Raw genomic sequence first — 20,681 nt, 5'->3', positions numbered from 1 at the left:
GGATCTCCTTGTTGTGCCGGTGAGGGTGGTGTCGTAGCGATGAACGCGCTGTGAGCCTGTTCGGGGTTGTACGCGTTCCGTAACGGGTTGCCGACGATTCAGGTGGCGGCCTCAGGTTATGCTGTGCCGATGCTCTATCTTGCTTCCCGCTCCCCCCGACGCAACCAGTTGCTGGCCCGACTCGGACGCCCCTTCCAGGCCCTTGACCTGGAGGTCGTCGAGCAGCGCGCGGCCACTGAAAGCGCCGAACAGTATGTATGCCGGGTCGCCGCCGACAAGGCGCGCGCCGGGCTGGCCCGGGTGCTGGCCGACGACCCGCAGGCGCGGGTGCTTGGTTCGGATACCGAGGTGGTCCTGGACGGCGAGGTCTTCGGCAAGCCGGTCGATGCCGCTGACGCGCGGGCGATGCTGGCGCGGCTGGCCGGGCGCACCCACCAGGTGATGACCGCCGTGGTGGTGGTCGGCGCGGGCGGCCTGGACAGCGAGCTGGTCATTTCCGAAGTGACCTTCGCCCCGATCGATGCCGCCGACATCGCCGCCTATGTCGCCACCGGCGAGCCGCTGGACAAGGCCGGCGCCTACGCCATCCAGGGTGGGGCCGAACGCTGGATCGAACACCTTTCCGGCAGCTACTCCGGCGTGATGGGGCTGCCGCTGCTGCATACCGATCGTCTGCTGGCGCGCTGTGGCGTGCCGGTCCCCACTGCCGATGCCGCCAGGGAGGCTGCCGATGTCTGAGGAAATCCTGGTCAATGTGACCCCGCGCGAGACCCGTGTCGCGGTGATCGAAAACGGCATGCTGCAGGAACTTCACATCGAGCGCGGTTGGCGCCGTGGCGTGGTCGGCAACATCTACAAGGGCAAGGTGCAGCGGGTCATGCCCGGCATGCAGGCCGCCTTCGTCGAAGTCGGCCTGGAGCGCGCGGCGTTCCTGCACGCCAATGACGTGGTGCGGCCGGCGCCGGTGGCCAGCGCCGACACCGAGAACACCACCCTGCCACCGCCGGCCAGCTTGCCGATCGTCGAGCTGCTGCGTGACGGCCAGGACATCGTGGTGCAGGTGGTGAAGGACCCGATCGGCACCAAGGGCGCGCGCCTGACCACGCAGATCAGCATTCCCTCGCGCTACATGGTGCTGCTGCCGCAGTCCAAGGTGGTGGGCGTGTCGGCGCGCATCGAAGACGAAACCGAGCGCGCCCGCCTGAAGGCGCTGGTGACCGAACTGTCGGCGCAGCACGGTGGCTACGGCTACATCGTGCGGACCAACGCCGAAGGGCAGCCGGCCGAGGCCATCGCCGAGGATATCGCCTACCTGTCGCGCGTGTGGAACGTGGTCGAGCGCCGCGGCCGCGAGGCGCCGTCGTGCAGCATCATCTATGAAGACCTGAGCCTGCCGCTGCGGTCCGTGCGCGACCTGATCCGCAAGGACGTGGACAAGGTGAAGGTGGACTCGAAGGAGACGTTCGGCCAGTTGCAGGCCTTCGTCGCCAAGTACATGCCGGTGCTGGCCGAAAAGCTGGAGCTGTATTCCGGCGATCGCCCGATCTTCGACATGTTCGGCGTGGAAGACGAGATCGGCCGCGCACTGGACAAGCAGGTGCCGTTGAAATCCGGTGGCTACCTGGTGATCGACCAGACCGAGGCGATGACCACCATTGACGTCAATACCGGTTCGTTCCTCGGCCAGCGCAACCTGGAAGAGACGGTGTTCCGCACCAACCTGGAAGCGGCGCAGGCAGTGGCGCGTCAGCTGCGGCTGCGCAACCTGGGCGGCATCATCATCATCGACTTCATCGATATGGATGATGCAGAGCATCGCCGCCAGGTGCTGCGCACGCTGGAAAAGGCGCTGGCCCGCGACCATGCCAAGACCACGGTGTACGACTTCTCGCCGCTGGGCCTGGTGGAAATGACCCGCAAGCGCACGGTCGAAAGCCTGGAGCGCCAGCTGTCGGAAACCTGCCCGCAGTGCAGTGGCCGCGGCAGCATCAAGACCACCGAGACGGTGACCTACGAGATCTTCCGCGAGATCACCCGCGCCGTGCGCCAGTTCGATGCCGCGCGGCTGCTGGTCATCGCGTCGACCAAGGTGGTCGCGCGCATCACCGATGAGGAGTCCTCGGCGGTGGCTGAGCTGGAGGAATTTCTCGGCAAGAGCATCCGCTTCCAGGCGGACGAGCAGTACCTGCAGGAGCAATTCGATGTTGTTCTGCTCTGATCCTCGCCGGCTGCAGGCCGGCGGTGGCCGATGAGCGCGCCGCCGCGCCTGCGACTGCGAAGGATCCGCCGTCATTTCATTGCCGCCTGTGCGGTGGGCCTGGTCGGGCTTGCACTGCTGGTGGGCACCTTCAGCCAACTGCTGCCGCTGGCCGAGCGTCATCCCGACAGGATCGCCGCCTGGCTGAGCGAGCGGGCTGGCCAGCCGGTGCGTTTTGACCAACTGCAGACGACCTGGACCCGTCGTGGCCCGCTGCTGCAGCTGAAGGGCCTGCGCATCGGTGCCGGGCAGGGCCTGGCGATCGGCGAGGCCGAGGTGCTGGTATCGATGTACAGCGGGCTGCTGCCCGGGCGCTCGCTGACCGAATTGCGCCTGCGTGGCCTGGCCCTGGACCTGCAGCAGGGCGAAGACGGACGCTGGTCGGTGCGCGGGTTGCCGCAATCCGACAACGGGGGGGATCCGCTGGATGCGTTGCGCCGGCTCGGCGAGCTGCAGGTGATCGGCGGCCGCCTGGGCGTGCACGCGCCGGGGATCGGCATCGACACCACGCTTCCGCGCATCGACCTGCGCATGCGGGTCAATGGTGATCGCCTGCGCGTGGGTGTACGCGCCTGGGCCGATGCGCAGGCGCTGCCGCTGACCGCGGTACTGGACGTGGACCGTGCGCACGGCAACGGCCAGGCCTGGCTCGGCGCCGACCCGGTCGATTTCCATGCCTGGTCGCCCTTGCTGGCGGCCGGCGGCGTGCGCCTCCGCGAGGGCAAGGGCGAGCTGAACCTGTGGCTGACCCTGCGTGATTTCGCGCCGGTCGCGCTGACCACCGATTCGGACCTGCGGGACGTGCGCGTCGACGGTGCACCGATGCCCGGCGTGGCAGCGCCACAGCTGCAGCTGCAGCGGCTGCAGGCCCGCCTGCGCTGGCAGCGCCAGGCCGATGGCTGGGCGTTGCAGGTGCCGCGCCTGCGCCTGAAGACCGAAGATGGCGAACAGCAGCTCGATGGCCTGCAGCTGCAGATCGGCAAGCAGCTGCGGGTGAACGCCGGTGCGGTGCAGGCCGGCACCGCGCTGCGAGGGCTGGCCCTGAGCAATCTCCTCGAACCGGGACTGCGGCGCTGGCTGTTCCTGTCCCGGCCGCAGCTGGAGGTGCGCCGATTGCAGTTGGCCGGCGAGCGTGATGGCCCGTTGCGGGCACAGGGCGAACTGCAGTCGCTGGGCTTTGCCAGCGTCGGCAATTCTCCGGGCCTGCGCGGCCTCGGGGGGCGTTTCGAAGGCGATGCTGATGGCTTCAGCCTGCAGCTGCAGCCGCAACGGCAGCTGCAGTTCGATTGGCCGACCGGCTTTGGCGTGCGGCATGACCTGCATCTGGCCGGACAGATCGTGGGGTGGCGCGACGAGGGCGGCGGTTGGCGGATCGGAACGCCGGCGATGCGCGTGGAGGGCACCGACTACGCGGCCGACGTGCGCGGCGGCGTCTGGTTCCAGGGCGACGGCACGCGGCCGTGGCTGCAGCTGGCCGCCAAGCTGGACGACGTGCCGATGACGGCGGCCAAGCGCTTCTGGATCCATTCCAAGATGAGCAAGGGCGCCACCGACTGGCTGGACATGGCGCTGGCCGGCGGCCAGGTGCGTGGCGGTGTCGGCCTGGTCACCGGTGACCTGGACGACTGGCCGTTCGACAACAACGATGGCCGCTTCGAGGCCACCGGCCACATCAGCAATGGCGACATCCGCTTCCAGCACGATTGGCCGCTGATGCGCCAGGTCGATGCCGATATCGCCTTCATCGGCCCCGGCTTCGAGATGCGTGGACGTGGCGACCTGGCGGGCGTGGCGGTGCAGAAGTTCGAAGCCGGCATTCCGGACTTCGGCCATCAGCCGCTGTACGTGCGCGCCGACGCGCCGAGCGAGGCCGGCAAGCTGCTGGCGATGCTGCGCCAGAGCCCGTTGCACAAGGACTATGGCGATACCCTGGACAACCTGGTCGCCAGTGGTCCGGCGCATGTGACTTTCGATCTGCTGCAGCCGCTGCACCACGATGAAGGCGGTGGTCATCTGCAGGGGACGGTCGACCTGACCGGCGTGAAGCTGGTCGACAAGCGCTTCCAGCTGGCCTTCGACAACATGCGAGGGCAGGCGCGCTACAGCAATGGCGGCTTCGGCGCCGAGGAACTGGCGGTGCGCCACCTCGGCCAGGATGGCCGCCTGAGCCTGCGCGCCGGTGGCTACGTGCACGACAGCACGCGGGCCTTCGAATCGAAGCTGACGGCGCATCTTGATGCGGGCGTACTGATTGACCGCGCACCGGAAATGACCTGGCTCAAGCCCTACATCACCGGCACTTCAGCGTGGACCATCGCGGTCAACCTGCCCAAGGTGGCTCCGGGGGCGCCCGCGCCGCCGAGTGAACTGCGGTTGAGTTCGGACCTGGTCGGCACGCGGCTGGACCTGCCGGCACCACTGGACAAGCCGGCCGCCGAAGCGCTGGCGACCACGGTGGCCGCGCAGTTGCCGATGGGTGCCGGCCGCATCGATGTGGCCTTCGGCCAGCGCCTGGCCCTGGCCGCACGCAGCCACAACAACCAGACCGGCGTGCAGGTCACGCTGGGCAGTGATCATGTTGATCGTGAGCCGCCGCCGAGCGGGCTGACGGTCAATGGCCGCAGCGCGACGCTGGATGCGCTGGAGTGGATCGGCCTGGCGCGGGGCGGCGGTGACGACGATGCGATGCCGCTGCGAGCGGTGGACGTCCAGGTCGGCCAGTTGAAGCTGATCGGCGGTGTGTTCGAGCAGACCCGGCTGCAGCTGCACCCGGGTCCACAGGCACTGGATGTGCGGTTGGACGGCCCGTCGCTGGCCGGGCGCCTGACCGTCCCCAATGCGGACGGCGGCACGATCAGTGGCCAGCTTGACCGCGTGCACTGGCAGTCACTGCCGGCGGCACCGGGTGCGCCGGTTGCACCGGCGCGGGTACAGGCCGGTGCCAACGACATGGACCCGGCCAAGCTGCCGCCGTTCGCGCTGGACATTGCCGACCTGAAGTTCGGCAAGGTGGTGCTGGGCCAGGCGGTGCTGCGCACGCGGCCGCTGGCCAACGGCCTGAACGTGGATGAGCTGCGTTTCCGTGCGCCGGACCAGGAGATCGACATCAGCGGTCGCTGGCTGGGCCGGACCGGCGGTGCCCGAACCGAGTTGACCGCACAGGTGCGCAGTGAGGATCTGGGTGGGTTGATGCAGAATCTTGACTACGGCGGCCAGTTGCGCGGCGGTTCCGGCCAGGCGCAGTTGCAGGCCTCGTGGAGCGGAGGCCCGTCGGACTTCCAGCTGGGCAATCTGCAGGGCAGCCTCGACCTGCACGCGCGCAATGGCCAGCTGCTGGAGCTGGAGCCAGGCGCCGGCCGCGTGCTGGGCCTGCTCAGCGTCGCGCAGCTGCCGCGGCGCCTGATGTTCGACTTCCGCGACTTCTTCTCCAAGGGCTTCGCGTTCAACCAGATCGACGGCAGCATGCAGTTCGGCCAGGGCATGGCGCGCACCGACAAGGTGCTGATCGAAGGCCCGGCGGCCAACATCACCATCCGTGGCCAGGCCGACCTGCGCAACCAGCGGTTCGACCAGACCATCGACGTCAACCCGCGCGCGGGCAACCTGCTGACCGTGGTCGGTGCGGTGGCCGGCGGCCCGGTGGGTGCCGCGCTGGGCGCGGCCACCAATGCGGTATTGTCCAAGCCGCTGGGCGAGATTGGCGCCCGAACCTACAAGGTGACCGGTCCATGGAAGGAACCGAAGGTGGAAGTGATCGAGCGCAGCCGCGACAAGACCCCATCACCGCCCGTGCCGGCGTCTGCACCGGCCATTCCGCCGACCGTCACCGACCTGCCGCGCTCGCGCTGAGCGCGGTTCCCTGTTCACGGGGCTTGCCTGAGCGCCCCCGCACCCCCAGATCGAGACCATGACTGATATCGCCCTGACGCTTGCCCAAGACCGCCTGCTGCGCCCCGGCGGCCTGGATACCGCTGGCCTGGAGCGCACCTTCGGCCAGTTGCTCGGCCCCGGTGTCGACTTCGGCGACCTTTATTTCCAGCACGCCCGCCGCGAGAGCTGGAGCGTGGAAGACGGCATCGTCAAGGACGGTGCCCATTCCATCGAGCAGGGCGTGGGTGTACGTGCGATTTCCGGCGAGAAGACCGGATTTGCGTACTCCGATGACATCCACGCCGACGCGCTGCTGGCGGCGGCGCAGTCGGCGCGCGCGATCTCGCGTGAGGGCGGTGCGCAGTCCGGGCGATCGCTGCTGCGCGGCAATGCGCGCGCACTGTACCCGGCGCTGGACCCGATCGATGGTATCGGCAACGAAGCCAAGGTCGAGGTGCTCAAGCGCCTGGATGGTTACCTGCGTGCCGCCGACCCGCGCGTGAAGCAGGTGATGGTGAGCCTGTCCGGCGGCGTCGATACGGTGCTGATCGCCCGCAGCGACGGTGTGCTGGCGGCCGATGTGCGTCCGCTGGTACGCCTGAATGTACAGGTGATCGTCGAGCACAACGGCCGCCGCGAGTCTGGTTATGCCGGTGGCGGTGGCCGTTATGGCTACGAAGACCTGTTTGCCAGCGGCCGCCCCGAAGCCCTTGCCCAGGAAGCGCTGCGCCAGGCGCTGGTGAACCTGGAAGCGGTGCCGGCGCCGGCCGGCATGATGCCGGTGGTGCTCGGCCCGGGTTGGCCGGGCGTGCTGCTGCACGAAGCGGTCGGCCACGGCCTGGAAGGCGACTTCAACCGCAAGGGCACCAGCGTCTACGCCGGCCGCATCGGCGAGCGTGTGGCGGCACCGGGGGTGACCATCGTCGACGACGGCACCCTCGACGGCCGCCGCGGTTCGTTGAACATCGACGACGAAGGCCACCCCAGCCAGTGCACCACGCTGATCGAGGACGGCATCCTGGTCGGCTACATGCAGGACAGTCTCAATGCGCGGCTGATGGGCATGGCGCCGACCGGCAACGGGCGCCGTGAATCGTTCGCGCACCTGACCATGCCGCGCATGACCAACACCTACATGCGCGCCGGCGAGCACGACCCGCAGGAGATGATCCGTTCGGTGAAGAAGGGCCTGTACGCGGTCAACTTCGGCGGTGGCCAGGTCGACATCACCAGTGGCAAGTACGTGTTCTCGGCCACCGAGGCCTACCTGATCGAGGACGGCCGCATCACCACGCCGGTGAAGGGCGCGACCCTGATCGGCAACGGCCCGGAAACCATGCAGAAGGTGCGCATGGTCGGCAATGACCTGGCCCTGGACGAGGGCGTGGGCATCTGCGGCAAGGACGGGCAGAGTGTGCCCGTGGGTGTCGGCCAGCCCTCGCTGTTGATCGAGGGCATTACCGTCGGCGGTACCCAGGCCTGAGCGTGGCGATGGCCACAGCAACCGCCCGGGCCGACGGGGACTCAGTCCTCGTCAGCCTCGCCGGTCCCGATGTGGTCGGCGTCTTCGGCGCCGGCCTTCAGGCCCAGCGCGGCTGGCAGCATCAGGCCGCGCAGCACCTGGAAGATCTCGCGGTAAGCGCGCGGCGGCTTGTTCCTGGCCTTCTCGGCCTGCGCGTTGCGTACCAGCGTGCGCAGCTGCTGGCGGTCGGCCTGCGGATAGTCATCGAGCAGAGCGGCCAGCGCCTTGTCACCCTCGGCCAGCAGGCGGTCGCGCCAGTCTTCCACGCGGTGCATCATCGCCACTTCGCGGCGGCCGGTTTCGCTGTTGGCGTCGAGCGCATCGCGGATCGCATCCAGCGTGGCCTCTTCTTCGCGGCGCATGTGCTTGGCCAGGAACGCCAGTTGGCGCTTGTGGGCGATGTGGGCGGTGATGCGCTTGCACTCGGCGATGTGCGGCAGCAGGTCTTCCGGAATCGGCAGGCGCGCCAGCTGGGCCGGGGTCAGCGACACCAGCTTCTCACCCAGGGCCAGCACGTCGAGTGCATCGCGCCGGTTCTGGCTGCGGCTCTTGTCGTGGAATTCACCGGTTTCTTCGTCGCGTCCGCGCATCGTCCCTACCTGATTTCAAAAAAAGTCGCCCGGCGTGATGCCGGGCCCAACCCGTACAGGATAAAGCATTGAACGTGATCGCCCCTGAAGTGGCCGTCGGCGACGACAGCCTGGCCCGGCTGGAACGGCTGGCCGACCTCTCCCAGCAGCTGCTCGACCGCGCCCGCGCGCTGGGCGCCAGCCAGGCCGAGGTCAGCTGCAGCGAGGACCGCGGCCTGGAGGTCAATGTCCGCCTCGGCGAGGTCGAGACCGTGCAGTCCACCCGTGACCGTGGCATCGCCGTGACCGTCTATTTCGGGCAGCGCAAGGGCAGTGCCAGCACTGGCGACCTGAACGAGGCCAGCCTGGCCGCTACGGTCGAGCAGGCCTGCGCGATCGCACGGCATACCGAGGATGACCCGGCCGCCGGCCTGGCCGAGGCCGCACTGATGGCCACCGACTTCCCGGACCTGGATGGCTGGCACCCGTGGGCGCTGCAGGCCGATGAGGCGGTGGACCTGGCCCTGGCCTGCGAGGCGGCTGGCCGCGAGGCCGATGCGCAGATCCGCAATTCCGATGGCGCTTCCGTGTCGAGCATGCAGAGCCTGTCGGTGTACGCCAATTCGCACGGCTTCTTCGGCCGTGAGCGCGGCACCCACCATTCGATCGGTTGCGCGCTGATCGCCGGGCAGGGCGACGGCATGCAGCGCGATGGCTGGTACACCAGCGCGCTGGCGCAGGGGGACCTGGAAGACGTGGGCCTGGTCGGCCGTCGCGCCGCCGAGCGCACCGTCGCCCGCCTGCAGCCGCGTTCGTTGGCCACTGGCAGCATGCCGGTGCTGTTCGCCCCGGAAGTGGCGCGCAGCCTGGTCGGCCACCTGCTGTCGGCAGTGTCCGGCGGCGCGCTGTACCGCCAGGCCAGTTTCCTGCTGGACAGCGTCGGCCAGCGCCTGTTCCCGGAGTGGATGCAGATCGACGAACTGCCGCACCTGCGCCGCGGCCTGCGCTCGGCCGCCTTCGACGGCGACGGCGTGGCCACCCGTGCTTCGGCGCTGGTCCGTGACGGCGTGCTGCAGCGCTATGTGCTGGGCAGCTATTCGGCGCGCAAGCTGGGCCTGCAGACCACCGCCAATGCTGGCGGCGTGCACAACCTGCAGCTGGCGGCCAATGCCGGCTCGCTCGAAGAGATCGCCCGGCAGATGGGTGACGGCCTGCTGGTGACCGAGCTGATGGGGCAGGGGGTGAACGGGGTGACCGGCGACTATTCGCGCGGCGCCGGCGGCTTCCGTGTCGAGAATGGCGAGATCCAGTACCCGGTGGACGGCGTCACCATCGCCGGCAACCTGCGCGAGATGTTCAGCAGCATCGAGGCGGTCGGCAGCGACGTCGACCCGCGCTCGCACATCCGGACCGGCTCGATCCTGCTGGGGCGGATGACCATTGCCGGTAATGATTGATGGCATCGATGGCGTAAGCTATGCCCGCCTGACGCATCCAGCTTGGTGCTGGTGGGTCAAGACCACCCAATGAAAAGGAGTTTTGTCGTGAGTGAATTCGATAACGTCCCGCCGCCGCCGGCAACCACCAATGCCCCGGCCGACCAGCGCACGATGGCGCTGGCCGCGCACCTGCTGGGCATCTTCACCTGGTTCATCGGCCCGCTGATCATCTGGCTGATCAACAAGGATGACGCCAGCAAGTCCTTCGTGACAGACCAGGCCAAGGAAGCGCTGAACTTCCAGATCACCATCACCATTGCGATGCTGATCTGCATCGTGCTGACCATCGTGATCATCGGCGGCATCCTGGCGCCGATCGTCGGCATCCTGAACCTGGTGTTCTGCATCATCGCCGCTGTGAAGGCCAACAACGGCGAAGCCTACCGCTACCCGTTCGCGCTGCGCCTGGTCAAGTAATACCGTCTGCATGCGCAAACAGGAACGCCCGGCATTGCCGGGCGTTCCTGTTTGGCGCCAACGTCACGCCAGCGATCAGTGATCGCGTTCCACCGCCAGCGTTGCCAGCGCGCGCAGCGCATCGGCTTCTTCGCCATAGTCGGCCAGCGTGGCCTGCATGCGTGCGGCCAGTTCGCGCAGCTGCGCCTTCGCACCGTCCATGCCGAGCAGCGCGGGGAAGGTGCTCTTGTCCTGCGCCTGGTCCTTGCCGGCGGTCTTGCCCAGCTGTTCGGAACTGGCTTCGACATCGAGGATGTCATCGCGGACCTGGAAGGCCAGGCCGAGCGCGTCGGCGAAGCCGTCCAGCTGGGCCAGCTGTGGTTCGTGGGCCTGGCCGCACAGCGCCCCCATGCGCACCGCTGCGCGGATCAGCGCGCCGGTTTTCAGCGCATGCATGCGGGTCAGCGCCGCCAGCGTCTGCTGCTGGCCGGTGGCATCGATGTCCAGCGCCTGGCCGCCGCACATGCCGGAGGCACCGGAGGCGTGGGCCAGGGTCTGCAGGCAGGCCACGCGCAGCGTGGCCGGCAGCGGCGCATCGGCCAGCAGACCGAAGGCGCGGGTCTGCAGGGCGTCACCGGCCAGGATCGCGGTGGCTTCGTCGAAGGCGATGTGGGTGGTCGGCTTGCCGCGTCGCAGCGCGTCATCGTCCATCGCCGGCAGGTCGTCGTGCACCAGCGAATAGGCGTGGATGAGCTCGACGGCCATCGCCGCTGCGTCAAGGTGTTCAGGCTGCGCGCCAAACAGATGGCCACTGGCGTACACAAGCAGCGGTCGCATGCGTTTGCCACCGCCCAGCACCGAATAGCGCATGGCCTGGTGCAGGCGCTGCGGTGCTTCGGCGGGCGAGGGCAGGGCGGCGTCGAGCTGGCTTTCGATACGATCGCGCCAGCGCGCGAACAGAACCTCAGCCGTCATGGCTGGGCGGATCGAAAGGCTCGGATGCTTCCGGCTGCGCCGGATCGCTGAGCAGGCGCACGCGCAGTTCGGCCTGTTCCAGCGCCTGTTGGCACTGGCGGTACAGACCGACGCCGCGTTCGTAAGCACTGAGCGAGGCTTCCAGGCTCAGCTCGCCGGTTTCCATCTGCTCCACCAGCTGTTCCAGCGATTCGAGCGACTGCTCGAACTGGGCGACCGGGGAGGCGTTTTCGGGGGACTTCTTGGCCATGCGGCAAGTGTGGACGGGCTGCGCGCGGGGGTCAATTCACCAGCCGCCGGGACGCCACTGCAGCTGAGCATTCTGGGCCTGCAACCAGGCTTGCAGAGGGGCCGCAATGACCACGTCGCCGGCAGCGAGCAACTGTGGCCCATCGAAGATCAGCGGCAGCTGGGCGCGCCGCCAGGGGGCCAGGTGCTCGCGTTGCAGGCAGTCCTTCAGTGCATGCGAATGCGGGCGACCGGGCAGCACGATGCGCTCGCCGCCCACGCGCGCACGGACCTGAAGCGGGCGTTCGAAGGCCACGGCGCCCTGCAGGCGCAGTTGGCCACCATCGGGCAGCGGCAGGGGGGCACGCCCATCCCATTCGGCCTGCCATCCGTAGGGCAGCGATGGCAGCTGCGCGGGTAGCAGATAGGCGTGATCGCGCCATTGCTGGATGGCATGCTCGTGCCAGCGCACCCGCGCCTGGCGATCGTTGCCGGCCGGCAGCAGTTCGTGCAGACCCTGCTGCAGTACCGTGGCCGGCAGTGGGGCGGCACCGTGGCCGATCACCCAGGCGCGCAGCACGCGCGCGGCACGCCCCGGTGACACCTGGCGCAGCAGTTGCAGCGAAAGCACGCGTGGTGCCACTTCCAGGTGGGCGATCAGCTCGGCGTCTTCCTCGTCCAGCAGAGCACGGGTCTGCCCGCAGTGCATTGCGCTGCCCGCCAATGCCGCAGCCGCATGCGGCCAGCGCTGGCGCAGCAACGGCAGCACCTGCAGGCGCAGGAAGTTGCGATCGGCGTGGTCGTGGCCATTGCTGGGGTCTTCGATCCAGCGCAGCGCGTGCTGGCGCGCGTAGTCGAGCAGCGCGTTGCGCGTTGCCGGCAGCAGGGGGCGCCATAACGGATGCCCGCCAATGCGGCTGTGTGCGGACATCGCCGCCAGGCCGTCAATACCGGAACCGCGCAGGGCACGCAGCAGGAAGGTCTCGGCCTGATCGTCCTGGTGCTGCGCCAGTGCCAGCGTTTCGCCGTCGCGCAGTTCGGCCGCGAAGGCGGCGCGTCGCGCCTGCCGCGCCGCGCCTTCAAGGCCGAGGCCCGCGCGATTGTCGATCTGCACGCGATGCACGGCCAGTTCAATGCCCAGTGCCGCGCAGTGCTGCTGGCAATGCAGCACCCAGCCGTCCGCATCGGCCTGTAGGCCATGGTGCACGTGCACCGCACGCAGCGCCGTGCCGGAGGCCTGTGCGCAGCGCCACAGCCAGTGCAGCAGCACGGTCGAGTCGACACCACCGCTGTAGCCCACCAGCAGCGGCGCATCGAGCGGAACGAGGGCAGGGAAGGCAGTCACGCCGGCAAGTATAGGGTGGGGTTTACTTGGCAGGGCTGCGCCCTGCACCTGCAGAGGCCACGGCCGCTGCAAGAGCCGAAGCAACAGCCGAAGCTGGTTTCCTGAGGATTGGCGGGGTGGGCCCGGTTGCGGGGGGCGCTGCAAGTCCCCCTCCGGGGCCCGGCCCAGCCGCTGGCGGCTGTGCGTTCGGGCGCTTGCGAAGCAATGCTTCGCAAGCAAAGCGCCCTCACCCATGTAAGCTCGGTCGCCGCATCCATGCGGCTCACGCCCCCGCAACCGGACCCACCCCGCCTTCGACAGATTCCTGCGAACTGTCGGAATTGCTCTTGGGGTCAGATCCGTTTTCCTGCGGAAAACGGATCTGACCCCTATTTATTTCGATATCTGACAGATTTCATCCACGCGTGGCGTGGATCTACTGGCCACCGGAAAACTGTCGAAGGCGGGGCACTGTGGGTTTGCGGGGTGTGAGCCGCATGGATGCGGCGACCAAGGCTACATGGACGTACTTGCGCCGTCCCCGCACACCCACGGTGCCCCGCCATCCCACGGAATGCACGCTGTTGCTGTTGCTCCGGCCGTTGCCGTTGCATCTGCAGGTGCAGGGCGCAGCCCTGCAGAAAAACCTACTTCACCCGGCGGCCCGAGCGGTGGATGCGGAACCGCTCTCCGCCTTCCATCGGCGTGTGGCCATCGGCATCCGGCGTGCCGCGGCGGCAGCCGTTGCAGACCTCGGCCACGCCATCCTGGAATGGCCAGGCGAAATCGAAGGTGCCGGGCACCACCTGGCGGAACTTCAGGTCGAAGTAGCCGACGCGGCTGCCGACGCGGCCGCGCAGCAGGCCTTCCTGCGGCGTTTCCGGGCCGTTGTCCCAGGTCAGCACCGGCAGGCTGCGGCCCGCGCGGTCGACGTAGTGGAAGCCCTGGTCGGCATACACCACGGCCAGGCCGTGGTCGTCGTAGTTCAGGTCCTTCAGCGTATCGGCGCTGATCTTCAGCCGGTGATCGACCACCTCGCAGTTGGGGAGCGGCCACAACCCGTGTTCGTCGGTCAGCAGCTTGCATGCCGGTGCCTGTGCCTGTGCATTGGCACTGACCAGCACGCCAAGCATTGCCAGCGACCGCGCAAAGCGGCCGCTGGCAGGGGCAGGGCGGGCCCGCCGCGCGATCACTTGGCCTCGGCCTTGCGTTCGAAGGCCGTCGGTGCCGGCAACTGCACCGGCACGCCCTTGTCATCGCAGGTGCCGGCCTGGCACAGGCGCTCGCGCAGGGCCGGGGTGGCCTGCACGATCATGTGGTAGATCGCGTTCTGTTCCAGCGTGCCGCGGATCGCCTTGCTGCCCGGGCCACGTGCCCAGATGCCGACGTCCTCACCACCATGCGATTCGGACTTCATCGGCACCAGCGCTTCCTGCATGTAGTCCGGATGCTCGGTGTCGATCTCGCGCAGGTTCGGGCGACCGTTGGCCGGTTCGAAGCTGCTCGGGTTGTGCGGGTAACGCTTCGGCCCGGCCGGCTGCTGGTTGCTGCTGCCGGTGTGGCCTGGGCCGTTGGCGTAGCTCAGCGTGGTGTACGGCTGGCCGGTGCCGTCCAGGGCGTAGTCCAGCTTGCCGGCGCCGTCTTCGCCGCCCTTGTCCTTCACCTTGCCCAGGATCGGGTTGCCGCGTGCCGGGTAGCCGACGAAGTTCAGCGTGTGCGAGTGGTCGGCGGTGACGATGATCAGGGTGTCGTCGGCCGAGGTCAGCTCGTTGGCCACGCGCACCGCATCGGACAGTGCCACGGTCTCGGTCAGTGCACGGTAGGCATTGCCGCTGTGGTTGGCGTGGTCGATGCGCGCGCCTTCGATCATCAGTACGTAGCCTTCCGGGTGCCTTGAAAGGTTCTTGATCGCCGCTGCGGTCAGTTCGGCCAGGCTCGGCTCACCGCCCGGATCCTGCGGGCGCTCGTACTCGTAGCGCATGTGGTCCGGCTCGAACAGGCCAAGGATGGCCGGCGCATTTGCGGCCGCGGCCAGCTGCTTGCTGTTCCAGACATAGGCACCCTGCGGATGCGCCTGCTGCCATTCCTGGACCAGGCTGCGGCCGTCCAGGCGCTGGCCGACCTTGTCGTCGTATTCCGGGTCGCGCTCTTCCACGGTGGTGAACTCACCACGGCCGCCACCAAGGGCGACAAGCGGGCCGCGCCCATAGCGCGAGGTCGACAGCAGCTGCTGGGCGATGTCCTTGCAGCCGGCCGCCTTGGCTGCTTCAGTCAGGTCGGTGTCGTTTTCCCAGTTGCGCTCGGGCGAGTGCGCGTAGGTGGCAGCGGGGGTGGCATGGGTCAGGCGAGCGGTGGAGACCACGCCGGTGGCGAGGCCGGCGCTGTCGGCCAGCTGCAGCCAGGTCAGCAGGCCCTTGGACAGGCTGTCGGCACAGTCGGTGCGGCTTCCGGCACTGACGCCGATCGCGCCCATGTGGGTCTTCACGCCGGTGGTGATGGCGGTCATGGTGCCGGCCGAATCAGGCGTCTGCGAATCGGTGTTGTAGGTCTTGCTGAACGCCGTGGCCGGGAAGCGTTCCCAGGACAGCAGGTTCTCCTCGCCGGAGCCGCCCTTGCGCTGGCCCTCGTAGATGCGCGAGGCGGCCACGGTGGTCAGGCTCATGCCGTCACCGAGGAACAGGATGACGTTCTTCGCCTTGCCGGACATCGCACCATTGGCCGCAGCCTGGGCGGCACCGCTGCGGTACCACCACTGCGGGGTCTCGCCGGTCGGATGGGCGACGGGATCGACGGCGACCTTCAGGCCGGCCGGGGCGGACGCGGGGGCAGTGCTGGCGCAGGCGCCCAGCAGAAGGGTGGTGGCGCAGGCGGCCAACAGGGAGACGGAACGACGCATGGACGCTGGGATCTCACAAACTGTAACGGGACATTCATTATGCCCGCCCCAGCAAGGCACGCCGATGACACACTGATTTGCCGGCCGGGCGGTCGTTCTGCGGGCTGCCTTGGGCTATCGTGCCAGCATCCCTTCCTTCCCCTCTGGATTGCCTATGAAGCTGGTCTCTGCCTGGCTGCGGATTCCGTTCTGGCAGCGCGTGGTCGGTGGCTTCGTGCTCGGCGCGCTGGCCGGCTGGGCGCTCGGCCCGGCCGCGGAAACGTGGTTCGGCCCGCTCGGTGAGCTGTACGTCACCCTGATCAAGATGATCGCCGTGCCGCTGGTGTTCTTCGCGGTCATCAACGCGATCTCGTCGCTGCACGGGCAGAAGTCCGTGGCCGCGCTCAGTGGGCGCACCTTCCTGTGGTTCGTGATCACCGCCGCGCTGGCAGTGTGTGTCGGCCTGGCCGTGGGTACGGTGCTGCAGCCCGGCGCGGGTGGCCTGCAGTTGTCCATGGCCAGCAACTACGTGCCGCGCGAAGTGCCCAGCGTGGTGCAGGTGCTGCTGGACGTGGTGCCTGCCAACGTCTTCTATGCGCTGTCCGGCATCGGCACCAAGGTCAACGCGGCCGGTGAGACCGTGCTGGCCGCGGGTCGCGGCTCGATCCTGCCGGTGATCTTCTTCGCCGGCCTGGTGGGCTTTGCCATCGTCAAGCTGGGCGAGAAGGTGACCGAGGCGCGCAAGCTGGTCGGCCAGATGAGCGACATCATGATCCAGGTGACCCGCTTCGTGCTGGAAGTCACCCCGATCGGCACCTTCGGCCTGATCGCAGGCCTGGTCGGCAGCTATGGGTTCGAGAAGCTGCTGCCGCTGGGCCATTTCGTGCTGGCGTTGTACGTGGCCTGTGCGCTGCACATCGTGGTGGTCTACAGCGCGCTGCTGCTGGCGCACGGCCTGAACCCGCTGAAGTTCTTCCGTGGCGCCGCACCGGGCATGCAGGTTGCGTTCGTCAGCTCGTCCAGCTTCGCTGCGATGCCGGTGGCGCTGCGTTCGATCACCCACAACCTGGGCGTGAACAAGGACTACGGTTCGTTCGCGGTGCCGCTGGGCGCCAGCATCAAGATGGACGGCTGCGGCGCGATCTATCCGGCGCTGTGCGCGGTGTTCATTTCGCAGTACAGCGGCGTGCCGCTGACCCCGGAGCAGTACGTGGTGGTGCTGATCGCCTCGGTGCTGGGCAGCTTCGGCACCGCCGGCGTGCCGGGTACTGCGGTGATCATGGCCACGGTGGTGCTGAGCGCGGCGAACCTGCCGCTGGAGACCATCGGTTACCTGTATGCCATCGACCGCATCCTGGACATGATGCGCACGATGACAAATGTGACCGGCCAGATGTTGGTGCCGGTGCTCGTGGCCAAGGAAACCGGGCTGCTCGACCAGGCGGTGTATGACAATCCGTCCAGCAATGTGGGCGTGGACGATCCAGACCCGACTCCGCCACGCGGCTGAGGTTGCGTGGAGATGTAAAAGGCCCGCCCTGACCCGGCGGGCCTTTTGTTTGGGAGCTGGTTGGCGCGGTGGCGGCCAAGGCGGGTCCTGGTAGATCCACGCCATGCGTGGATGGAGGCAGTGCCGACCAACGGTCGGCACCCACCAGGGCAGGCGGCGCGATGCCGACCAAGGTCGGCACCTACCGGGGGCGCAAACAAAAAAGCCGCTGCGGGGCAGCGGCTTTTTGTCTTTCAGGCGGCGCCGTAGCGCCAGCGGATCAGAGGTCGACCCGGCGGGCCTGCATGAACTTGTTGCCCCAGTAGCCACTGAGCAGGGTGTCCACGCGCACGTCCTTGCCCGAACTCGGTGCGTGCAGGAAGCGGCCGTCGCCCACGTAGATGCCGACGTGGTCGACGCGGCCCTTGCGGCCGAAGAACACCAGGTCACCGGCAGCCAGCGCGGTGCGGTCGTTGATCAGTTCGGCGTTGTCATCGTGGGCCATCTCGCGCGAGACGCGCGGCAGCTCGATGCCCAGGGCCGAACGGAACACATAACCGACCAGGCCGCTGCAGTCGAAACCGCTGTCCGGGTTGCTGCCACCCCAACGGTACGGGGTGCCCAGCAGGGTCATCGCGCGGCGCAGCAGCGACTGCACCTTGCCGTTGTCGGCGGCGGTACCGACAACGCTGCCATTGGCGGCGCTGCTGGTGTCGTAGTTTGCGAGCAGGCGGCTGAGGTCGCCGGCCACCACGGCCGAGCGGTCCATCAGCGGAATGGTGTCGTTGGCGGCCAGGTGCGGCAGCAGGGCGGCCAGCGTGGCGCTGGCGGCGGCATCGACGCGGCTGCGCTGCGGAGCGGCAGCCTCGGCCTTGGCGGCCGGTCGGGCGACGCTTTCGGCCACCGGGGCCGGGGGCACATCGGAACGGTTCGGAGCAGTCTGCGACCAGGCCGGAAGGCTGGTCAGGCACAGTGCCAGGCCAAGCAACAACGGGCGGGCACTGCGTGAAGATACGGAAGTCTGGCCTTCGCTTTTCAGGTCGTCAGTCGTCACGCGTCGGTCACAGGAAAAAAACGATGGGGCATCATGCCCTGTAAAAGCGCCGATAAGTTAAAAATTCCGTTAGTAAAACGTTATTGCAGCTGTGATTTTCGTCACAGTTTTGAACATATCGCCTGTTCATTTTAGCGAAGGACGCGTTTCGCCCCTGTGTAGTGGTCTTTCCAGTAGGGGCCGCTGAGCGAGTCGAGGCGTACCGTCCCGCCGGTACTTGGCGCGTGCACGAAACGCCCCTCACCTACATAGATGCCGACATGGGTGACGCTGCCTCGGCTGCCAAAGAACACCAGATCGCCGGTGGCCAGGCGCTGCGGATCGATCTTCGGGCCCTGTACCGCGGCCAGGTCGCGCGAGGTGCGCGGCAGCCGCAGGTCCAGCATTTCGCGATAGACATAGGCGACCAGGCCGCTGCAGTCGAAGCCCGAATCCGGGGTGTTGCCGCCATAGCGGTAGGGCGTGCCGACCAGGCTGATGGCCCGCATCAGCACCGAGTTGGCGGCCTCGGGGTTGTCCGGAACGGTCTTCGGCCAGTTCGCCGTCGGCGGGGGCGGCGCCGGGCGGGTGGCCTTGCCGCCGCCACAGGCGGTCATCAACACAGGCAGGGCCAGCAGCAGGGCCGGGGCGAGAAACCGGCGCGGGCCGGACGAAACTGGCGTGATGTGCATGATCTCCGGATAATGCGCCACCTTGGATTGGCCGTCATGATGGCGGCGTCCCCGCCGGGCGACAACCCGCCCCAACCCGCCTGCCTCCGGCAGATCCAGACAGAGTTGCGCATGAAGATCGAAAAAGACCGCGTTGTCCGCTTCCACTACACCGTTTCCGAAGTCGGCCAGGAGCCGATCGAGTCGTCCAAGGACCGCGGCGAGCCGCTGGCGATCCTGATCGGCCACGGCAACATCATCCCGGGCCTGGAAAACGCCATGATGGACAAGGAAGCCGGCGCGACCTTCAACGTCGACGTCAAGGCGGCCGATGCCTACGGCGAGCGTCGTGAAGGCCTGTCCCAGCGCGTGCCGAAGAAGCACTTCGGCAACGCCAAGCTGGCCCCGGGCCAGCAGGTGGTGCTGCAGACCAACTTCGGCCCGCGTGCGGTGACCGTGCAGAAGGTCGGCATGAGCGTCGTCGACGTCGACCTGAACCACCCGATGGCCGGCAAGGACCTGCACTTCGACGTCGAGATCGTCGACGTGCGCGAAGCCGGCAAGGAAGAGATCGACCACGGCCACGTCCATGGCGACGGCGGTCACCAGCACTGATCGCAGCGCGATCGTGATGGATGCAGCGGCCCGCTTCGGCGGGCCGTTGCGTTTCTGGAACACGGCGCGGCCATCCATGGCGTACGGGCCGGCGGCATAATGGCGGACCTGCCTGACGGACGTCCCGTGAACGCCGCTTCTCCTTCCCTGCAGCCTGTCGCTTCCGGCGAACGCATCGCCGTGCTGGACGTGCTGCGCGGTGCCGCGCTGCTGGGCATCCTGCTGATGAACATCGAGGCCTTCAGCGGACCGCTGGACCTGGCCTTCACCGGCATCGACGTGCATTGGCGGGGCATCGACTACTGGGCCGATGCCTTTGTGTACGTGTTCGTGCAGGGCAAGTTCTTCACCCTGTTCTCGCTGCTGTTCGGCGCCGGCTTCGCGGTGATGGCGCAGCGCGCTGAGGCCGCCGGGCGCGACTTCACCCCGTTCTACCTGCGCCGCAGCGCTGGCTTGCTGCTGATCGGCCTGTGCCACGCGCTGCTGGTCTGGTCCGGCGACATCCTGGTGATGTACGCGTTGGTCTCGTTGCCGTTGCTGGCCTGCCGCGAGGCGCCGCGCAGCTGGCTGCCGTGGATGGGCGTGATCGTCTATCTGGGCGGCGTTGCGCTGATGCTGCTGGTGGGCGCGATGGTGTCGATGGCTTCGGTCGAAGAGGTGCGGGGCATGCTTGCCGAGGCGCAGCAGAGCATCGACCTGCAGCGGCAGGTGTACGGGCAGGGCAGCTGGGCGCAGGCCACTGTGCAGCGCCTGAGCGAGTTCGGCACCTCGATGGGCGCGCTGCTGATCACCGGCCCGGAAGTGCTGGGCATGTTCCTGATCGGCAGCTGGTTCGCCGGCAGCGGCGCGTTGGCGACGCCGGAGCGCTTTCCGCGGCTGTACGCGGTGCTGCGTTGGGGGGCACTGCCGCTGGGCCTTGTGGTCACGCTGCTGGGTGTTGCCTGGAAGCCCTACCTGGCGCCGGGTGCCTACGGCCTGCCGGTGACGGCGGCGATGGCGCTGGTGACGATCGGTGGCCTGCCGATGTGCCTGGGTTACCTCGCGTGGATCGTGCATTGGCGTGCGCGGTTGGCCTGGCTGGCACCGGTCGGACGCATGGCGCTGACCCACTATCTTGGCCAGTCGCTGCTGTGTACCTGGACCTTCTACCACTATGGCCTGGGCAGGTTCGAGATGATGCCGCGCAGCGTGCAGCTGTTGTTCGCGCTGCTGCTGTTTGCCGCGCAGGTGGTCTTCTCGCACCTGTGGCTGCGCCATTTCCGCTTCGGCCCGATCGAGTGGATATGGCGTGCGATGACCTATCGGCAGTGGCCACCGATGCGGCGCAGGACGGAGCAGGGGTGAGCGATGGGCGCGCG

Annotated in this window: 17 protein-coding genes; 9 read left to right on the top strand and 8 right to left on the bottom strand. The window is 68.0% G+C overall.

The window, feature by feature from the left end; genetic code table 11:
• Positions 1-129: 129 nt before the first annotated feature.
• Genes AC2A1N_RS06290 through tldD form a run of 4 tightly spaced genes read left to right on the top strand, consistent with a single transcriptional unit; the run spans position 130 to position 7,610 of the window.
• The gene (locus tag AC2A1N_RS06290) at positions 130-738 is read left to right on the top strand and encodes a Maf family nucleotide pyrophosphatase (RefSeq protein WP_065179231.1); all 609 of its coding nucleotides are present in this window, start codon (positions 130-132) and stop codon (positions 736-738) included.
• A complete protein-coding gene (rng, locus tag AC2A1N_RS06285) occupies positions 731-2,218 on the top strand; it encodes a ribonuclease G (protein WP_484371790.1) in 1,488 nt (495 codons plus the stop codon). The genes AC2A1N_RS06290 and rng overlap by 8 nt, the downstream gene beginning before the upstream one ends.
• A 30-nt stretch (positions 2,219-2,248) precedes the next feature.
• A complete protein-coding gene (locus tag AC2A1N_RS06280) occupies positions 2,249-6,106 on the top strand; it encodes a YhdP family protein (RefSeq protein WP_484371788.1) in 3,858 nt (1,285 codons plus the stop codon).
• A gap of 58 nt (positions 6,107-6,164) precedes the next feature.
• Entirely contained in the window at positions 6,165-7,610 is a 1,446-nt protein-coding gene (gene tldD, locus AC2A1N_RS06275; RefSeq protein WP_134968918.1) for a metalloprotease TldD, read from the top strand.
• 41 nt (positions 7,611-7,651) lie between these two features.
• Here tldD and yjgA read toward each other — a convergent pair whose 3' ends face one another.
• Positions 7,652-8,239, bottom strand: a complete 588-nt coding sequence (yjgA, locus tag AC2A1N_RS06270) for a ribosome biogenesis factor YjgA (RefSeq protein ID WP_088496583.1) — start codon at positions 8,237-8,239, stop codon at positions 7,652-7,654.
• Positions 8,240-8,307: 68 nt separating this feature from the next.
• Here yjgA and pmbA point away from each other — a divergent pair, with 68 nt between their 5' ends.
• Together pmbA and AC2A1N_RS06260 are read left to right on the top strand one after the other, a co-directional pair.
• On the top strand, positions 8,308-9,675 hold the full coding sequence (pmbA, locus tag AC2A1N_RS06265; RefSeq protein ID WP_171957219.1) for a metalloprotease PmbA: 1,368 nt from the start codon (positions 8,308-8,310) through the stop codon (positions 9,673-9,675).
• An 87-nt stretch (positions 9,676-9,762) separates the two neighbouring features.
• Positions 9,763-10,134 carry a DUF4870 domain-containing protein gene (locus AC2A1N_RS06260; protein WP_005418071.1) on the top strand — a complete coding sequence of 124 codons (372 nt, stop codon included), beginning with the start codon at positions 9,763-9,765 and terminating at the stop codon, positions 10,132-10,134.
• Between the two features lie 75 nt (positions 10,135-10,209).
• Here the strand turns inward: AC2A1N_RS06260 and AC2A1N_RS06255 are convergent, their stop codons facing one another.
• The 5 genes from AC2A1N_RS06255 to AC2A1N_RS06235 all read right to left on the bottom strand — a co-directional run bounded on the left by AC2A1N_RS06255 (position 10,210) and on the right by AC2A1N_RS06235 (position 15,536).
• Positions 10,210-11,088 carry a polyprenyl synthetase family protein gene (locus tag AC2A1N_RS06255; RefSeq protein ID WP_061479647.1) on the bottom strand — a complete coding sequence of 293 codons (879 nt, stop codon included), beginning with the start codon at positions 11,086-11,088 and terminating at the stop codon, positions 10,210-10,212.
• Positions 11,078-11,338: an exodeoxyribonuclease VII small subunit gene (locus tag AC2A1N_RS06250; protein ID WP_005410522.1), complete on the bottom strand. Its 261-nt coding sequence runs from the start codon at positions 11,336-11,338 to the stop codon at positions 11,078-11,080. Before AC2A1N_RS06250 ends, AC2A1N_RS06255 begins: the two co-directional genes overlap by 11 nt.
• 36 nt (positions 11,339-11,374) lie before the next feature.
• Complete coding sequence (gene tilS, locus AC2A1N_RS06245) at positions 11,375-12,661, bottom strand: tRNA lysidine(34) synthetase TilS (protein ID WP_242893860.1); 1,287 nt, start codon at positions 12,659-12,661, stop codon at positions 11,375-11,377.
• 626 nt (positions 12,662-13,287) lie between these two features.
• On the bottom strand, positions 13,288-13,833 hold the full coding sequence (locus tag AC2A1N_RS06240) for a WG repeat-containing protein (RefSeq protein ID WP_242893881.1): 546 nt from the start codon (positions 13,831-13,833) through the stop codon (positions 13,288-13,290).
• A complete protein-coding gene (locus AC2A1N_RS06235; protein WP_242893878.1) occupies positions 13,830-15,536 on the bottom strand; it encodes an alkaline phosphatase in 1,707 nt (568 codons plus the stop codon). Before AC2A1N_RS06235 ends, AC2A1N_RS06240 begins: the two co-directional genes overlap by 4 nt.
• A gap of 154 nt (positions 15,537-15,690) precedes the next feature.
• On the opposite strand from AC2A1N_RS06235, the gene AC2A1N_RS06230 reads away from it, so the two are divergent.
• Positions 15,691-17,025 carry a dicarboxylate/amino acid:cation symporter gene (locus AC2A1N_RS06230; protein WP_061479644.1) on the top strand — a complete coding sequence of 445 codons (1,335 nt, stop codon included), beginning with the start codon at positions 15,691-15,693 and terminating at the stop codon, positions 17,023-17,025.
• A 259-nt stretch (positions 17,026-17,284) separates the two neighbouring features.
• Here the strand turns inward: AC2A1N_RS06230 and AC2A1N_RS06225 are convergent, their stop codons facing one another.
• Both AC2A1N_RS06225 and AC2A1N_RS06220 read right to left on the bottom strand, forming a co-directional pair.
• A complete protein-coding gene (locus AC2A1N_RS06225; RefSeq protein WP_061479643.1) occupies positions 17,285-18,058 on the bottom strand; it encodes a C40 family peptidase in 774 nt (257 codons plus the stop codon).
• A gap of 131 nt (positions 18,059-18,189) precedes the next feature.
• Positions 18,190-18,729, bottom strand: a complete 540-nt coding sequence (locus tag AC2A1N_RS06220) for a C40 family peptidase (protein ID WP_005418044.1) — start codon at positions 18,727-18,729, stop codon at positions 18,190-18,192.
• Positions 18,730-18,840: 111 nt separating this feature from the next.
• On the opposite strand from AC2A1N_RS06220, the gene AC2A1N_RS06215 reads away from it, so the two are divergent.
• Together AC2A1N_RS06215 and AC2A1N_RS06210 are read left to right on the top strand one after the other, a co-directional pair.
• Positions 18,841-19,323, top strand: coding sequence for an FKBP-type peptidyl-prolyl cis-trans isomerase (locus AC2A1N_RS06215; protein ID WP_061479642.1), 483 nt, complete (start codon positions 18,841-18,843; stop codon positions 19,321-19,323).
• A 99-nt stretch (positions 19,324-19,422) separates the two neighbouring features.
• Positions 19,423-20,667: a DUF418 domain-containing protein gene (locus tag AC2A1N_RS06210; protein WP_242893876.1), complete on the top strand. Its 1,245-nt coding sequence runs from the start codon at positions 19,423-19,425 to the stop codon at positions 20,665-20,667.
• The last annotated feature ends 14 nt before the right edge of the window (positions 20,668-20,681 follow it).

It is taken from the genome of Stenotrophomonas maltophilia group sp. SKK55, assembly GCF_057179845.1.
This window is presented reverse-complemented; position numbering and strand designations above follow the sequence as displayed.

Coding starts and splice junctions, on each gene's coding strand:
- AC2A1N_RS06290 (WP_065179231.1), top strand. CDS start 130: ATGCTCTATCTTGCTTCCCGCTCCCCCCGACGCAACCAGTTGCTGGCC.
- rng (WP_484371790.1), top strand. CDS start 731: ATGTCTGAGGAAATCCTGGTCAATGTGACCCCGCGCGAGACCCGTGTC.
- AC2A1N_RS06280 (WP_484371788.1), top strand. CDS start 2,249: ATGAGCGCGCCGCCGCGCCTGCGACTGCGAAGGATCCGCCGTCATTTC.
- tldD (WP_134968918.1), top strand. CDS start 6,165: ATGACTGATATCGCCCTGACGCTTGCCCAAGACCGCCTGCTGCGCCCC.
- yjgA (WP_088496583.1), bottom strand. CDS start 8,239: ATGCGCGGACGCGACGAAGAAACCGGTGAATTCCACGACAAGAGCCGC.
- AC2A1N_RS06255 (WP_061479647.1), bottom strand. CDS start 11,088: ATGACGGCTGAGGTTCTGTTCGCGCGCTGGCGCGATCGTATCGAAAGC.
- AC2A1N_RS06250 (WP_005410522.1), bottom strand. CDS start 11,338: ATGGCCAAGAAGTCCCCCGAAAACGCCTCCCCGGTCGCCCAGTTCGAG.
- AC2A1N_RS06235 (WP_242893878.1), bottom strand. CDS start 15,536: ATGCGTCGTTCCGTCTCCCTGTTGGCCGCCTGCGCCACCACCCTTCTG.
- AC2A1N_RS06230 (WP_061479644.1), top strand. CDS start 15,691: ATGAAGCTGGTCTCTGCCTGGCTGCGGATTCCGTTCTGGCAGCGCGTG.
- AC2A1N_RS06220 (WP_005418044.1), bottom strand. CDS start 18,729: ATGCACATCACGCCAGTTTCGTCCGGCCCGCGCCGGTTTCTCGCCCCG.
- AC2A1N_RS06215 (WP_061479642.1), top strand. CDS start 18,841: ATGAAGATCGAAAAAGACCGCGTTGTCCGCTTCCACTACACCGTTTCC.
- AC2A1N_RS06210 (WP_242893876.1), top strand. CDS start 19,423: ATGGCGGACCTGCCTGACGGACGTCCCGTGAACGCCGCTTCTCCTTCC.